Source organism: Myxococcus sp. CA039A, assembly GCF_013336645.1.
Classification (GTDB): Bacteria; Myxococcota; Myxococcia; order Myxococcales; family Myxococcaceae; genus Myxococcus; species Myxococcus llanfairpwllgwyngyllgogerychwyrndrobwllllantysiliogogogochensis.
Map to the genome: position 1 here is coordinate 1 of NZ_JABUMQ010000301.1, position 14145 is coordinate 14145.

Here is a 14145-nt window from a genome sequence, read left to right on the forward strand (position 1 = left end):
GGCTGGAGCTGCGGCAGGGGACGCCCCGGGGCGCGGTGGTGGAATTGCGCGTGCCGCTCGACGCGGGCCCCGAGGGGGCTCGGGTGGCGGCATGAGCGCGGAACCGGTGGAGTCGACGCTGCTTCGCGTGGCGCTCGCTGACGACGAGCCGCTGGCGCGCTCCCGGCTGCGCGCACTGCTGGCGGCGGAGCAGAACGTCGAAGTGGTGGCCGAGGCGACCAGCGGCGCGGAGGCGGTGCGCGCGGTGCTCCACACGTCGCCGGACGTGCTGCTGCTGGATGTCGAGATGCCCGCGGGTGACGGCTTCGAGGTCCTCCGCGCACTGCCTCCAGAGTCGCTCCCCGTGGTCGTCTTCGTCACCGCGTGGCAGCAGCACGCCGTGCGTGCGTTCGAGGCGCAGGCGTTGGACTTCCTGCTCAAGCCCTATGACAAGGAGCGCTTTCGGGCCGCGCTGGTCCGGGCACGCGAGCAGGTGCGCCTCGTGCGGCGCAGCGAGGCCGTGGCGCGCCAGGAGGCCCTGCTGTCGGGTCTCGCGATGGCGGAGGCCCCTCTGCGCAGGCTGCCCATCAAGATCGACGGGCGCATCCGCTTCGTCGACTGCTCCACCATCACCCACGTGGAGTCCGAGGCCAACTACGTCCGCGTCCACGTCGGGGGCGAGCAGCACGTCCTGCGAGAGACGCTGACGCATCTGGAGGAGCGGCTGGACCCACGTCGCTTCCTCCGCGTGCATCGCTCCGTGCTCGTCAACCTGGACCTGGTGCGGGAGATGGAGCCCCTGTCCCAGGGCGAATACCTGTTGGTGCTGGGCCCTGGCGGCACCGCGGTGCGCACCGGACGCAGCCATCGCGCTCGCGTGGAGTCCGCGCTCGGACTGGGTCCAGGTTCGGACGGAGCGCGCTGAGGCGCGTCCCCGAGGGGCTCCCGTCCGTCCCGCGTCCCTCTCGCTTCATCCCCGCTTCCCGGACAACGGCGGGCAACGCGCGTACCTCTTCGGCCATGGCGGGAACGACGTCACTTCCTCCCGCCACATCCCGAGAGGAATCCGTCATGTCATCGTCATTCCGTCGCATCCCCGTGCTGCTCGCGACGCTGGTGCTGTGCGCCGCCACGTCCGCTTCGGCCTCCGCGCCTCGCACGCCCGAGGTGTTCGCCCCGGGGTTCGTCTCCCTTCCGGGCCAGGAGGAGTGGCGCATCGCCTTCACTCCGGATGGGCGCACGGCCTTCTGGGGCGTGAGCCCCGGCTTCTTCCCCGAGACGCGCCAGGCCACCATCGTCTTCTCCGAGCTGCGCCATGGCCGCTGGACGGAGCCCCGCCCCGCGTCGTTCTCGGGCGTGTATTCGGACATCGACCCGTTCGTCTCGCCGGATGGACGTCGGCTGTTCTTCTCCTCCATCCGTCCCGTCAACGGCGCGCCGCGCGAGGATGTGGAGATGTGGGTCGTCGAGCGACGCAGGGACGGCGGCTGGAGCGAACCGCGTCACCTGGGGGCCGCGGTGCACAGCCTCGGTGACGAGCTGTACCCCAGCGTGGACGAGGACGGCACGCTGTACTTCGGCTCGGACCGTGAGGGCGGCTTCGGCGGCTGGGACGTGTGGCGCTCGAAGCTCCGCGCGGATGGCAGCTACGGGCCCGCGGAGAACGTGGGCCCCGCCGTCAACACCGAGCTGTGGGAGTTCAACCCGAACGTCCTGCCGGACGGCGACACGCTGTTGTTCGCCTCCATCGGTCGTCCGGAGGGCTACGGCTACGGCGACCTCTACGTGGCCACGCGCACGTGGCGCGGCTGGCAGCCGGCCCGCAACCTGGGGCCGACGGTGAACACCGCGCTGGACGAGTACCATCCGACGCTCTCGCCGGACCACCGCACGCTCTACTTCGTGCGGCACCAGTATGAGCCGTTCCTCCCCAGCGACCTCTTCCACGTCCAGGTCGGCCGGCTCCTCTCCGATGCCGGCTCGTGCGACGTGCGCGACTGAGCGCCCAACGCGGCTTCCACCCGGAGCCAGGGGTCTGACTCCGGGCGGAGGCGCGATGTGGCTTCCGGCTCGTCGCTCAGCGGGTCACGAGGCGGAGGTTGTCCAGGATGAGGTCGGGCTGTCCGGCCGGCAGGTCGACGAAGAAGGCCACGGGCTGTGCCGCGCCGAGCTGGAAGTGGGTGCGGACGCGTCCACGCACCGCGTTGCAGCGCGTGCGCAGCTCCCGCCCGTCAGCGGTGATGAAGCCGCAGGACACTCCCACCGTGTCGCGTGACGTGTCGAATTCGACCGTCCAGGCGCGGCCCGACACGAAAGCCTGTCGTGTCACGACGAACCGCTGGCCCCCACGCAGGAGGGCCGCGAAGCGCGAGGGAGGGAGTCGCGTCCAGGTCGCCGGGACGGGCGTGCGAGCGCCGGGCTCGAGGATGCCCATGCCCACGCGCCGCGAGCGATACTCGAAGCCGTTGGCCAGCGGGTCCGCGACGACGACGACCTCCGTCACGGCGAAGGCCCCCGAGTCCTCGCCTGGGGCGAGCCGCAAGGGCTGCGCCGCGCCGGACAGCGGCACGAAGGTGGTGGCGATGAGCCCCGCCGCCTCGCCTGGGAGCGCGACGGGACTCGCGTTGCTCAGGAGGGACTGAGTCCCGAGCGAGAGCGTGACAGTCGCCGGAGTGCTCTCCAGGGCCCGGACGCGCACCGACACGCGATAGGTCATTCCCGCGATGACCTCCGCCGAGGGCAGCGTGAGGGACTCTCCCCACGCCAGGGGTACCAGGGGCTCATTGGGAAAGCGCAATCGCTCCCAGGCGGAGCACGAGGAGGCGGTGCACGGCCAGTGTTTGGGAAAGGGTTGTGTGCCCAGCGCGCCCCGGCGCAGGAGCCACACGTCGTGCGTCAACCAGAGCAGGGGATTGGGAAACAGGCCCGGCACCAGGGTGTCGCAGACATCGTCCGGGCTCCTCGACTCGACGAGCTTCCGGGTGAAGGCCAGCCGGGCATAGCCCAGCCCGGCGTCGCCCGGGAGCCGCGCGGTGCGCGCGGGGTCTTCACAGAGGAAGTCGTAGTCGTGCGCGGGGAACACCCAGTGGGCCCAGACCGCGACGGGCCCGAGCAGCTCCTGGGTGCCCAGGTGCTCGTTGAGCTGTGTGATTCCGGAGCCGGACGAGCCATGGCAGCCATGCAGCTCCGTGAGCCGCGCGTCGGTGCCGAAGCCGGAGAGGCCCAGGGAGACGCGAGGCCGGGACGGATTGCTCCAGGGACTGGAGAGCAGGGGCAGCAGCTGATTCACCCCGTAGTAGTGGTAGTTCTGCGCGGGCTCGTAGTCGATGTAGCGCGTGTAGCGCTGCCAGAGCTCGGTGCTCCGGTCCTCCGGAATCGAGTAGACCTCGTGGGCCCACGCCATGGACACGGGGACGCCCAGGCCCTCCGACTCGGCGACGTCCAGGTAGTCGTAACGACAGCCGGGGCTCTCGGCGCCGCAGTCGAGCAACGCGGTGTCGGCCCGGGGGAACGATGCGGGGCACTGGTAGTTGCCGAACGAGTCGCCGCAGCGGGCAATCACCCGACACGAATAGGACGACGTGCTGTAGCCCCCGCCGAGCGGCGTCCGGTGGAAGCCGGGAAAGGTGCCCGACAGGCTCTCCGCGGTGGCCTCCCAGTTCACCTCCGCGTCAATCATCGGGTCATACATCCGGACCTCGAGCGACTGGTTCGCGGGGTCCCAGACGCTGACGTCGTCCAGGCAGTGCGCGGCGGTGATGGCCCTGCGTGGGGAGATGAACGTGACGCCGCACGTGTAGCGAAGAGGCGTGCCATCCAGACCCAGGAGCGGCGCATGGGTGACGGGCTGGAGGATGGGGACGAAGACGGTGCCCCGGCTGAGCTGACTGCTGCCCGTGGGACCGCCCGGCGCGAGGGCCACGCTGTAATAGTCCTGGTACGCACGCTGGACGGCCTGGGGGGCCATTGTCCGCGGCTCCTGGGGTGGCGACTCACCGGGTCCATCGCAGGCCGCGAGGACTGCTCCCAGGATGACGAGGTGGATGCTCGTGCCGACGAATGCGGCGCGAAGAGACGTCTTCATTGAATGACCCCCCAACTCCAGAGACAGACGTGGCGAGTCCTTCCGCCGCGAGGGGCCGGTGTCCTCGGCGCCCTGGGCACATCCTGCCTTCCGAGTCGTGGGTGTGGCCCCTGACGTCCGTCTCCGATGTCGAGGAGTAACACTCGCCACATGTCACACGTCGTGGACGGGACGGCGCGCGAGGGCAGGGCCTTCGTTCAGCTTCGCACCCAGGACTGGTGGAGCAGGGCGGACCTGCCCAACGAGCGAGAAACGGAAGCAGCATCTGCCCCCCTCATCGAGGGCGACGCGCACGGCTTCCTCCACTGCGACGAGGACTGAGGCGGCCGCCGCTGCGCGCACTGGATGTGCAGTGGGGGTTGTAGCGCTGGGTGTCACGGAGAGTGAAGATTTGTTGCGGCGGACGCAACAACGGCACCGGCGTAGCACCCCAGATTCCGAGGGAAGCCAGAGATGGCCTACTTCCTGCCTTCACGGGGAGTGCAGCAACCATCGCACCCGGCCTTGCGCCAGGTGCGAGTTCCCCACAGCAAGAGGAGTGTCCCCACATGTTTCATCCGGCTGAGTCACACCGTGGTTCTTCCAACGGCATGCGCGCGGCAACGCTCGCGATGCTCGCGGTCTTCACCGTTCAGATCGGCTGCAGCCGTGCTCCCGAAGCCAACCCGATGACCAAGGCGCGCGAGGCCCTGGCCGAGAACATCGTCTTCAGCGCCGTGGAGCCCGCGCAAGTCGTTGACGGGAGCCTGGAGCGGTTTGGCCGGCTGGGCATCGCGATGCATGACGAGGTGCCCCGTTTCATGAACTTCGTCCTGCGGCAGACGCTCGTCCGCGGCACGGAGGACGCCGTCCTCGAGGTGTATGACGAGAAGACCGGGGAGCGCACCATCTACACGGTGAACAACGAGACGGGCGACGCCTGGGTCCACCATGAAGGCGGCAAGCTGCACATGGTCTTCAACGCGGACAAGACCATCCTGGTGGGTGACAAGCTGGCCGCCAACGAGCAGGAAGCGGCCAGTATCCTCCTCGAGACCGGGGCGCTGGAAGCCGTCTCCGAGTACTCCCTGTTCACGATGATTGAAGTCATCAGCAAGTACCTTCCCGAGGACAATAATGGGAAGGGCGGCGCCGCGGCGGTGGTCGTCCTCATCGCGGTGGGCGTCTGGTACGTGGGCTCCACCGTCGGCTGCTCCCAGCAGTACCGGCGGAACGGCTGCAGGCTCACCGGGTTGAGCAACTACTGCCGCTCGTGGTGCGCCTCGTATTGGTGCCGCTGCTAGCAGGCCTCCCGGTGTTTCGAGCCAGGAACTGGAACCGTCCATGACTGTGTTGGTAAGGCACTGGCTCCTGGCCCTGCTTCTGGGGGCCTGCGCGTGTCGGCAGGCCCCCGGAGTGCAGGAGCGCGTCGTGGCGATCTACTCACGAGTGGATGTCGCCGAGTTGCAGCAGTCGCCGTGCTCGGATGCCCGCTGCCCGCATGTGGCCCTCGAGGACTTCTCCTGTCCCTCTGGAGTGAGGGCCGAGGTGCTCGTGCTCAGCGGACACAGCCTGCCGCCGAGCTATCTCAACGCGTCCCCGGAGGACCTCGCGCGGGTGGTTCGGTGCTATCGCCCGGACCTCATCGTCCTGGATACCTGCTATGGCTTCTCCACGCCGCTGCTCACGGCGCTCGCGGAAGAGGCGCCGGGGGCCTGGGTGCTGGGCTCCACGTACAAGCTGCCCCTCGATGGGTTGCTCTATGACGAGGGCTTCTTCCAGGCCGGGAGCCCCGAGCAGCGCGCTCGTTTCGTCCGGACGCGCTCTGGCAAGGCGCTCGAGTTGTGGCGGTTGGATGCGAAGGCCATGGACACGGCGCTCGAAGAGGTGTCGCGCTGGGAGCCCGCGGTGCTGGAGGCCCGGTTGGCGCGCAAGCACCCCAACCTCGTGAAGGTGGTGCTCCCGGGGGAGGCCACGGCGCTGGTCCCCGTTCCGCCCGAGAGGTTCCGGAAGCGATGAGCCTGCTCCTGGCCCTGGGCTCGGGTGTCGCGCTGGGCGTCGCCTTCCTTTGGACGTGGGCGCAGCCTTTGGCCTGGGTGGGCATCGCGCTGTTGGGGTGGGCGCTCCACCGAGCCAACGGCTGGCGCCAGGCCGCCGCGGCGCTGCTGCTGTCCGCGCTGGTGCGCCAGGGCGTGGCCCTGCACTGGTGGGTGGGGACGGCGGAGTTCTACACGGCCCCCTGGCTTCCTCCTCCGTTCATCGTGGCGTTTCTGGGCTGGACGGCCACGGGGGCGCTGTCCCAGGTGCCGCTGCTGGCGCTGGCGGCGCTGCTCGTGAAGCGGGTGCCTCCAAGGTACTGGTTGCCTTTGGGCTGGGTGCTGGGCGAGGCGGGGCTGGAGGCGTGGAGCGGCTTCTCCATGACGCACGTGCTGCATTCCCAGTGGATGCAGCCGCCAATCCTGAGGGCCGTGGGCTTCGTGGGGTGGGTGCCCACCCTGGTGCTCTGCCTGCTCGCCGCCGTGTGCGTTGGAGAGGCCGTGGCCCTGCGCTCGCGCCGCCTGTTGCTGCCGGCCGTGGGCGTCATGCTGGCCCTGGCCGCGCTGCCCCGGCTGCCCGTGGCGGACGATGCGCTCCAGGGGACGGGCGTGGTCCACATGGCCTCTTCCGTGCGGGTGCCGGAGTCGGTGCCCGAGGCCACGGAGCGGCTCATCTGGCCAGAGTCCACGGTCCGGGGGCTCCAGCGGGGGACGGAGGGACGTGTGTCACGGCCGGAGGTCCTCGAGGCCTTCGATGCGCGCCTGCCGGTCCCCGCCATCGCGGGGCTGATGCTCCGAACGCCCGAGGGTTTTTTCAATGCCGCCGCCGCCTTTGATGCGGACGGGCGTCTGCGGGAGACCCGAGGCAAGTCCATCCTCGTCCCCATCGGCGAGCGCTCCATCTTCGGGCTTCAGGGAAGAGGGGAGCCGCTGCTCGCAAGCCAGGCGCGACCGCTGCTGTCCCTCGCGGGGCGGAAGGTGATTCCGCTCATCTGCTACGAGGCCTTCAGCCGCGCCACCGCCTTGCGTGGACGGGAGGCGGGAGGAGAGCTGCTCGCGGTCCTGGCCAGTGATCTGCCCCTGGCTGGAAGTCGCTTCGCCGTGGACCAGGCCATCGGCGGTGTGGTGATGCGGGCGGTGGAGCTGCGCATGCCCGCGGTGCGAGCCTCGCTGGGAGGCATCGCGGTGGTGGTGTCTTCCGACGGCCGCGTGCTGGCGCGGAGCGCACCGGGGGCGAGCAGCATCCTCATGCTGTCCCCGCCGCCGCGGATGGTGGAGGCGATGCAGGAGTAGGCAAGGTCCTCGTGGGCATGCGCCAGTCCTCGGGATGTCGATGTTCACGAGGTCAGGCGGCTGTGCGCGTGAAATGAGGCGACGGACCGGGTAGCAGCGAGGGCGCGGAACGGGCGTGCAGAGGTGCTTCGAGCTCCGCTGTGGCACAACTACGGGTTCTGCCACTGCTGAGAGGGGTCCAGCCGGCCGGTGTCGAGGAACGCAAGCCCGGCAGCGAGAGCCTGCTCTTTGGTCACTATCTGTTCGGCTGGATAGTCCCCCTCCTGTCCCCCGACGTTCAGCAGGGTCGTGCCGGTGGCTGGCTGGGAGCGCAGCAGGTTCCAGAACTGATTGTTGTCGAAGGTGGCGTACACGACGAACTGGCCGGCACCACCACCCATGGTCAGGTGCTGCTCTCCCTCCTGCAGGATGGTGACCATGGTGTGGCTGCGAGCGTCGAGTCGATCAAGAGCGCGCTCAAGGTCGGCCGATGACGCGCGGTCGACCTTCCACTCGTGGAGCATCAGTCCCTCCCAGCGGTCCCCGTGAATCATCGCCATCTTCGTCATCGCTCCAGGGAATGCTCTCAAGGTCCGTTTCCGACCCACAGCAGCCGTGCGAGGACGCTGAGTCCGCCGCGGCAATATGCGCCAGTGGGTCCGCGTGCGCCTTCTGAAACGCTGCACCCGGTAGGGCAGCCACTCGCCCTCGGCGCGGCTGGGTGGAGTGGTGACTGCCGGACAACGTTCGCTCCCTTCAGTGACGCTCCGCCGTGGCAGAGCTGCATCCTCGCAATGCAGCGTGTCCGGGGGGACGCAAATGACGACGCATCGGTGGTTGGTTGTCCTGCTCTTGGTCACTGGCTGTGCCGCAGCACCGGAGTACATCCGTGCCGGTGAGTTGCTCGACACGAGCGTGGATGACTCCGCGGAGGCCTGCGCTCAGTCAGCCGGGGACAATGACGAAGGCTGCTACGCGCCCTCCTGTGGCGAGGATGAGTGTGGCCTCTACCGCTGCGAGGACCTCGCCTCTCCGCCGTATGCACTGAGGCTCCCACCTGCCCGGGCTCCAGACGGGGCTACAGCGCGCATCCAGCGGTACTGGGGCGGAGCTGTTCCCCTTCCAGGGCGGCAGGCCGTCTTCATCATCCCGTGGTACCGGAGGGACGAATTGCCAAGCGTCAAGGCAGCGCGGAAGGCCATCGCAGACTGGAGCCGCCGCGAGAAGGAGCGACACCACATCCTCCCGCGTGTCTTTGAGGGGTACTTCGCGACTATCGGCATCGAGATCCACCAGTACACGCTTCTCGTCGGCGTCGCGGAACACCGGCGGGTGCATGAGGGGAAGGATGGTGGACCGTGGAATCGGGACTGGTTCGACTGGATTCAGGCGAACCGACTGCGTGCGACGCGTGCTGACCACTTCCGCCATGGCGGGAGATTGGTGGAGCGGTATGGTCTCCTTGGCGTCCCGATGACGTACTGGCAGCGGCTCTCGCTGGCCGCCGCCGCTGGAGAGTGAATGCGCTACTACACGCTGACCCGGCGACGCGTGGAGCGGTCGAAGTGGACCGGAGCCTACGATCTGGGACGGGAGTGGGGACTCCCCGGAGTGGCGTGCCCGACGTGCAAGGCGGTTTGGGGGGGCGGCGGATACGACTACCCGACGGTCGACCTCTCCGAGATGTCAGGGCGGCGGGACTTCGAACGGCCACGGTGCGTGCCCTGGGACCAATTCGTGAGCCTTCGGAATCGCGTGTTGCCGCTGGTGCCGCAGGGAGCCGTTGTGGAGCCGGGCACAGGGTTCGGCGCGTTGACCGGCAGGGCCAGGGGACGCTTTCCCCCCGTGGTCATCCACGTGCCGTGGATGCTCGTCGTTCAGCCGGCCGTGGTGGAGAGACTCAAGGGGCTCACGGGGGCCAGCCCAGTCCCGACACGCTTCAGGGCGCGGCCTGGGGTGGCCGACCTGGTGGAACTCGAGGTGCGGTCTGGCGGGAGCATCGCGGGCGCCGATGCCCATGGGGCCTGCAAGACCTGCGGTCGTACGGACTTTGTGCTGCCCCCCTTCGGTCAGTTGCGCCTGGCCGAAGTTCCCGACGTCGATTTCGCGCGGAGTTGTGCGTCTCTCGTGGTCGTGAGCGAGCGTGTCGTCGAACGGTTGGGCCGTGAGTTGGAGGAGTCGGAGATTGTCCCTCTGGATGTCACTGGCGGGGCCCTGACGACGCGTGCGGTGCGGCCACCTGCCGGGGCCACTCATCACCGCTGACGCTCCTGCTGTTCGCCACCCTGATTGCCCCCCAATTCCAGCGACAGACGTGGCGAGTCCTCCCGCCGCGTGGGGCCGGTGTCCTCGGTGCCCCGGGCGCATCCTGCCTTCCAGGTCGCGTGCATCGCCCTCGATGTCCACCCTCCGACGTCGGGGAGTAACACTCGCCACACGTCACACGTCTTGGATGGGACGGCGCGCAAGGGTGTATCGAGACCCAAGCCCTGTCGCCGACGCTCGCAAACCCATGTTTGCGTTTGACTCATCCTCTTTGTGGATTTTGTGTCAGTGAACAATGTATAAACTCGGAATCATGGGATTTCTTGCCGACCCGTGAATCCGGCAACGTGCCGGAGTGCTCATCCCTGGCAGGGGGCGCGGCCGTCCGCGCGGGTGTGAGACCTCGAATGCAACGCATGGTTGAGAAGAGCCAGTTGGCCTGGCGCGGGATGCTCGTGTGCGCGGTGGTGGCCCTGGCGGCCGGCTGTGACAACGCGGCGCCGGAGGCGGAGCCGACCGGGATGGACCCGGCGGAGGAAGTGACGGTGGACCCGACGAGGCACCCGGAGCGCCGCGGCATCGGTGCCATGGCGCTGCCACCCATGGGGCCGTCGGCGATGGTCGTCACGGTGGACCCGCGCTCGTCGCTCATCATCACCGACGACGCCATCGTGAGGAACTTCCCGCTCGTGCGGGTGATGAGTCAGCTGGTGACGCAGTCCGGTGTCGCGGGGCTGACGCCGCTGGCGCTCTTCCAGGACTGGTGGAACACGGCGAACCCGCCCAACTGCGGCCCGCTCTTCAACGGCTTCCAGTATCAGTGTCCTCGCATCGAGGGGAACCAGGCCTTCGTCAATCCCTTCCTCAGTCCGGGCACCAACCCCGACGAGTACGTCCCGCTGGCGCTCGTCAACCGCTTCGACCTGGCGCCGGCGTCGGGCGTGGACTGCGGTGAGTACCGCATCGTCTATGGCAAGCGCTCCGGCATCCCCGGCGGTGGCAATCGCAACCTGCTCATCTTCGAGGCGGTGCTGCCCAACCCCAATCCGACCGCCGGCCTCAATGGCTGTGCGCCGGTGGCCAACTTCTGGGCCTCGCTGACGGGCGCGGCGCTGGCCACCCGCATCGGCGGGCTGCAGAACTTCTACTTCACGGGCCTGCCGGGCTTCATGCCGGTGGTCCACATCGACAACTACGGCAACCGGACGACGGGGAGCGTGCCGACCGGGCAGGTGCGAACCAACCAGTTCATCCAGCCGCCGTGGACGCTGCGAGAGTTCAGCGTGCGGCGCACGATGTGCGGCAGCGTGCCCTGCCAGTTGAACTTCCGGCCGGTGACGGTGAAGGTCAACCCGGGCGGCACGTTGTTCGACCCCGTCTCCGGGCACCCGCTGGCGCCGTCCTTCCAGAACGTCCTGTTCCCCTCACAGGTGCCGGCGCTGGCCGTCACCGACATCAACCTGTTCAACAACACCATTCCGGACATGTTCAACAGCGGCCAGAGCAACGCGCAGGGCCCGGAGAACGACTACCGCTTCCAGTTCGGCCCCAACCCCAGCCCCTTCCGCACCAACATCCAGAACGAGCTGCTGCTGCTGGGCAGCCCGCTGCTGCCCCAGCACATCGTGGAGCGCTCGATGGCGCTGTCGTGCGGCGGCTGTCACGAGCTGAGCAACGGGGCGAACCTGGGCGGCGGCCTCGTCTGGCCTCCGTCGGGCGGCTTCGTCCATGTGGGTGAGCAGTTCGACCCGGCCCCTGGCCCGTTCGGCCCGCGCTTCCGCATCTCCCCCGCGCTCAACGCCGTCTTCCTGCCGCACCGCAGGGCCGTGCTGGAGACGTTCCTCAACTCCTCGTGCGGGGATGCCGTGTGCCAGCCTTGGGAGTCGCCCGCCGCGTGCCCGGCTGACTGCTAGCCCTCCTTCGCGCAGGCAGGCATGGGAGTGGGCGCGGAGAGGTGCGTATACTCCGCGCCCACCATGACGGCGGACTCCCTCAAGCAACAACTGCGGCGCACGCTGCGGCGCGACCTGTGGTTCACCCTCGCGCCCGCGGTGCTCCTCATCGGCATCGCCTTCGCCGCCGCGTTCCATTTCATCGAGCCCGCGCCTCCAAAGAAGCTCGTGCTGGCCCTGTCGCCCGACGAGGGCGGCTTCCGCTACTACGCGCGCAAGTACCAGGACTTCCTCTCCAAGCACGGCGTCACCCTGGAGCTGCGCTCGACGAAGGGCTCCATCGAGAACGTCGCGCTGCTGTCGGACGAGAACTCCGACGTCGACGTCGCCTTCGTGCAGAGCGGCACCGCGGGCGGCGAGAAGGCCGCGAGCGTCGTGTCCCTGGGCAGCCTCTCCTACGTGCCCCTCTGGGTCTTCTACCGGGGCGAGCCCCTGGAGGACGTGCGCCAGCTGAAGGGCCGCCGCATCGCGGTGGGGCCGGAGGGCAGTGGCACGCGCGCGCTCGCCGTCACGCTGCTGAAGGCCAATGGCATCGACCAGGCGCCCACGGAGCTGCTGCCGCTGGAGCGCGAGGCCGCCATCGAGCAGCTCAAGCAGGGCCACCTCGACGCCATCTTCCTCATCTCGCCCGCGGAGTCGCCCCCCATCCAGAAGCTGGCGGCGGTGCCCGGTGTGAATCTGCTCAGCTTCGCGCGGGGCGAGGCGTACGCGCGCCGCTTCCCGTACCTGACCCGGCTGGTGCTGCCGCGCGGCGTGTTCAACCTCGCCTCGGATATCCCCGCGCGGGACGTGGTGGTGCTCGCGCCGACGGCGAACCTCGTCGCGCGCGACTCCCTGCACCCCGCGCTCTCCTACCTCCTCATGCGCGCGGCCAGCCAAATCCACGGCAGCGCGGGCCTGCTCGATGGCGCCAGCGAGTTCCCCGCGCCGCGCGAGACGGGCTTCGCCCTCAGCAGCGAGGCCCGACGCTATTACGAGGCGGGAATCCCGCTGCTCCAGCGCTACCTGCCGTTCTGGGCGGCGAACCTGGTGGACCGGTTGTGGGTGATGCTGGTGCCCATCATCGCCGTGGTGGTGCCGCTGTTCCGCGCCGTTCCCGCGCTGTACCAGTGGCGCATCCGCTCGCGCATCGTCCGTTGGTACGCGCGGTTGAAGGAGATTGAAATCCAGCTCGATGAGAACCCCGGGCGGGACATGCTCGAGGACATGCTCAAGCGGCTGGAAGAGGCCGAGCGCGAGGTCAACCGCATCCCCATGCCGCTCGCCTACGCGGAGAACCTCTACTTCTTCCGCGAGCACATCGAGGTCGTCCGCCGCCGCCTCATCCGCCGACTCGACGGTGCGCGGGACGGGGTGGGCGCGCTCGTCCGCTCCGCCAACGCGTAGTCGGCCCCCGTCTGGCGCGCGGCGCCCGGCTCGGAGGCAGGGACTGCTCCGCGCCGCCGCGCACGGGAGGCTCCAGGTCCGTGCCGCGCGCCGAGGTGCCGAGCGCCAGGCGCAGCACCTGATAGGCCCGAAGCAGCCTGCGGCGGGTATTCACATGGGTGATGCCCAGCTCCACGGCCATGCTGCGGCCATCCAGCTCCCGCTCGAAGCGCAGCAGGCACGCCCGCCGCAAGGGCTCCGGCAGCCGGTGGACGTGGCGCCACAGCAACTGGGACTGCTCCTGCTCCAGGACGAGCTGCTCCGGCGATGGGGCATGCGCCGGCTGCACTGCCTCGGACGGGGCCTCGTCGTCCTGCTCGGGCGGCTCCTCCGCGCGCCGGGCCCGCATGCGATGCAGGTCCACGCAGGCGTTGTGGAGGATGCGTGTCAGCCACGCCTCGGGGTTTCGCAGCCGCTGGACTTCCCGGGGCCAGGCCTCGGCGGCTCGCAGCATCGCGGTGCTCAATGCGTCCTCCGCGTCGGCCTGGTGGCCACCCAGGTGGCGCAGGCTCTTCGCGAGGAGCTTCGGGTGGTGGCACAGCCACAGCTCCCAGAATCCAGTCGTCTTCGCTTCCATGAGGGTTCTCACCGTTGGCAACCCCTCCGAGCGCCTCCTAGAGCAACCGCTGTGCCGGGGCATGCGCCCTCGGAGAAGGGCGCAGGGTCGGTCGGCGCGGTGCTCGGCTGGCATGTCAGCGGCGTCGGCTGACATGTCAGCGTGTGCCAGCCCGGGGGCTCCCATGGTCCGTCGCGCTTCGGGCTCGTGTAGCCTGAGGGAGAACGCGGGCCCTGGCTCCGAGCGTCCCCCTCATGAAGCAGAGACTCCTCGACGACGTCTCCACCGCGAGTCCTCAGCGGCAAGGCGGTGATTCGCAGGCCACCGCGCACCTGCCGGCGCTGACGCTGGTCTCCCATCCGCTCGCCTCGCGGGTGGGGGAGCGGTTCGTGTTGGAGTCCCTGGCGCGCGGCAAGGAGGTGGCCCTGTCGCGCAACGAGCCGCTCTTCACGCGCGTGGGGGAAGTCATCGGCAGGCCGCTGGCGGACCCGTTCGTGAGCCGCCGTCCCCTGCGCTTCCTCCCGCGTCCGGAGGGTGGTGTCCGGCTGGAAGGGGATGCCGAGGGGACCCAGGTGATGGTGGGCGGGGTGCCAGGGC

Annotated in this window: 13 protein-coding genes and 1 pseudogene; 11 read left to right on the forward strand and 3 right to left on the reverse strand. The window is 69.2% G+C overall.

Annotation, left to right across the window (positions count from 1 at the left end; genetic code table 11):
* Positions 1-91 precede the first annotated feature (91 nt).
* Both HR086_RS36535 and HR086_RS36540 read left to right on the forward strand, forming a co-directional pair.
* Positions 92-904, forward strand: coding sequence for a LytTR family DNA-binding domain-containing protein (locus tag HR086_RS36535; RefSeq protein ID WP_174467936.1), 813 nt, complete (start codon positions 92-94; stop codon positions 902-904).
* 146 nt (positions 905-1050) lie between these two features.
* Positions 1051-1980: a PD40 domain-containing protein gene (locus tag HR086_RS36540; protein WP_174467937.1), complete on the forward strand. Its 930-nt coding sequence runs from the start codon at positions 1051-1053 to the stop codon at positions 1978-1980.
* A gap of 76 nt (positions 1981-2056) precedes the next feature.
* On the opposite strand, the gene HR086_RS36545 is transcribed toward HR086_RS36540, so the two are convergent.
* The gene (locus HR086_RS36545; protein ID WP_174467938.1) at positions 2057-4063 is read right to left on the reverse strand and encodes a hypothetical protein; all 2007 of its coding nucleotides are present in this window, start codon (positions 4061-4063) and stop codon (positions 2057-2059) included.
* Between the two features lie 150 nt (positions 4064-4213).
* On the opposite strand from HR086_RS36545, the gene HR086_RS36550 reads away from it, so the two are divergent.
* The 4 genes from HR086_RS36550 to HR086_RS36565 all read left to right on the forward strand — a co-directional run bounded on the left by HR086_RS36550 (position 4214) and on the right by HR086_RS36565 (position 7371).
* Positions 4214-4384 carry a hypothetical protein gene (locus tag HR086_RS36550; protein ID WP_174467939.1) on the forward strand — a complete coding sequence of 57 codons (171 nt, stop codon included), beginning with the start codon at positions 4214-4216 and terminating at the stop codon, positions 4382-4384.
* A gap of 227 nt (positions 4385-4611) precedes the next feature.
* Positions 4612-5346, forward strand: coding sequence for a hypothetical protein (locus HR086_RS36555; protein ID WP_141643819.1), 735 nt, complete (start codon positions 4612-4614; stop codon positions 5344-5346).
* Positions 5347-5473: 127 nt separating this feature from the next.
* Positions 5474-6061 (forward strand): hypothetical protein, encoded by a 588-nt coding sequence (locus tag HR086_RS36560; RefSeq protein WP_174467940.1) that lies wholly within the window; start codon positions 5474-5476, stop codon positions 6059-6061.
* Complete coding sequence (locus HR086_RS36565) at positions 6058-7371, forward strand: nitrilase-related carbon-nitrogen hydrolase (RefSeq protein ID WP_174467941.1); 1314 nt, start codon at positions 6058-6060, stop codon at positions 7369-7371. Before HR086_RS36560 ends, HR086_RS36565 begins: the two co-directional genes overlap by 4 nt.
* A gap of 149 nt (positions 7372-7520) precedes the next feature.
* On the opposite strand, the gene HR086_RS36570 is transcribed toward HR086_RS36565, so the two are convergent.
* Positions 7521-7919 carry an Imm1 family immunity protein gene (locus HR086_RS36570; RefSeq protein ID WP_174467942.1) on the reverse strand — a complete coding sequence of 133 codons (399 nt, stop codon included), beginning with the start codon at positions 7917-7919 and terminating at the stop codon, positions 7521-7523.
* 268 nt (positions 7920-8187) lie between these two features.
* Between HR086_RS36570 and HR086_RS36575 the strand changes: the two genes are divergently transcribed.
* The 4 genes from HR086_RS36575 to HR086_RS36590 all read left to right on the forward strand — a co-directional run bounded on the left by HR086_RS36575 (position 8188) and on the right by HR086_RS36590 (position 12953).
* Positions 8188-8871: a TIGR02269 family lipoprotein gene (locus HR086_RS36575; protein WP_174467943.1), complete on the forward strand. Its 684-nt coding sequence runs from the start codon at positions 8188-8190 to the stop codon at positions 8869-8871.
* On the forward strand, positions 8872-9615 hold the full coding sequence (locus HR086_RS36580; RefSeq protein WP_174467944.1) for a double-CXXCG motif protein: 744 nt from the start codon (positions 8872-8874) through the stop codon (positions 9613-9615).
* A gap of 407 nt (positions 9616-10022) precedes the next feature.
* Positions 10023-11528 (forward strand): hypothetical protein, encoded by a 1506-nt coding sequence (locus HR086_RS36585; RefSeq protein ID WP_174467945.1) that lies wholly within the window; start codon positions 10023-10025, stop codon positions 11526-11528.
* A 63-nt stretch (positions 11529-11591) separates the two neighbouring features.
* The gene (locus HR086_RS36590) at positions 11592-12953 is read left to right on the forward strand and encodes a TAXI family TRAP transporter solute-binding subunit (RefSeq protein ID WP_174458467.1); all 1362 of its coding nucleotides are present in this window, start codon (positions 11592-11594) and stop codon (positions 12951-12953) included.
* Here HR086_RS36590 and HR086_RS36595 read toward each other — a convergent pair.
* Entirely contained in the window at positions 12889-13569 is a 681-nt protein-coding gene (locus tag HR086_RS36595; RefSeq protein ID WP_174458466.1) for an RNA polymerase sigma factor, read from the reverse strand. The genes HR086_RS36590 and HR086_RS36595 overlap by 65 nt on opposite strands.
* 233 nt (positions 13570-13802) lie before the next feature.
* Here HR086_RS36595 and HR086_RS36600 point away from each other — a divergent pair.
* Positions 13803-14145: pseudogene (locus tag HR086_RS36600) on the forward strand (sigma-54-dependent Fis family transcriptional regulator); the annotation flags it as partial.

Bases quoted from the DNA above. Each gene is read 5' to 3' on its own strand.
- HR086_RS36535 (WP_174467936.1), top strand. From the start codon at position 92: ATGAGCGCGGAACCGGTGGAGTCGACGCTGCTTCGCGTGGCGCTCGCT.
- HR086_RS36540 (WP_174467937.1), top strand. From the start codon at position 1,051: ATGTCATCGTCATTCCGTCGCATCCCCGTGCTGCTCGCGACGCTGGTG.
- HR086_RS36545 (WP_174467938.1), bottom strand. From the start codon at position 4,063: ATGAAGACGTCTCTTCGCGCCGCATTCGTCGGCACGAGCATCCACCTC.
- HR086_RS36550 (WP_174467939.1), top strand. From the start codon at position 4,214: ATGTCACACGTCGTGGACGGGACGGCGCGCGAGGGCAGGGCCTTCGTT.
- HR086_RS36555 (WP_141643819.1), top strand. From the start codon at position 4,612: ATGTTTCATCCGGCTGAGTCACACCGTGGTTCTTCCAACGGCATGCGC.
- HR086_RS36565 (WP_174467941.1), top strand. From the start codon at position 6,058: ATGAGCCTGCTCCTGGCCCTGGGCTCGGGTGTCGCGCTGGGCGTCGCC.
- HR086_RS36570 (WP_174467942.1), bottom strand. From the start codon at position 7,919: ATGACGAAGATGGCGATGATTCACGGGGACCGCTGGGAGGGACTGATG.
- HR086_RS36580 (WP_174467944.1), top strand. From the start codon at position 8,872: ATGCGCTACTACACGCTGACCCGGCGACGCGTGGAGCGGTCGAAGTGG.
- HR086_RS36585 (WP_174467945.1), top strand. From the start codon at position 10,023: ATGCAACGCATGGTTGAGAAGAGCCAGTTGGCCTGGCGCGGGATGCTC.
- HR086_RS36590 (WP_174458467.1), top strand. From the start codon at position 11,592: ATGACGGCGGACTCCCTCAAGCAACAACTGCGGCGCACGCTGCGGCGC.
- HR086_RS36595 (WP_174458466.1), bottom strand. From the start codon at position 13,569: ATGGAAGCGAAGACGACTGGATTCTGGGAGCTGTGGCTGTGCCACCAC.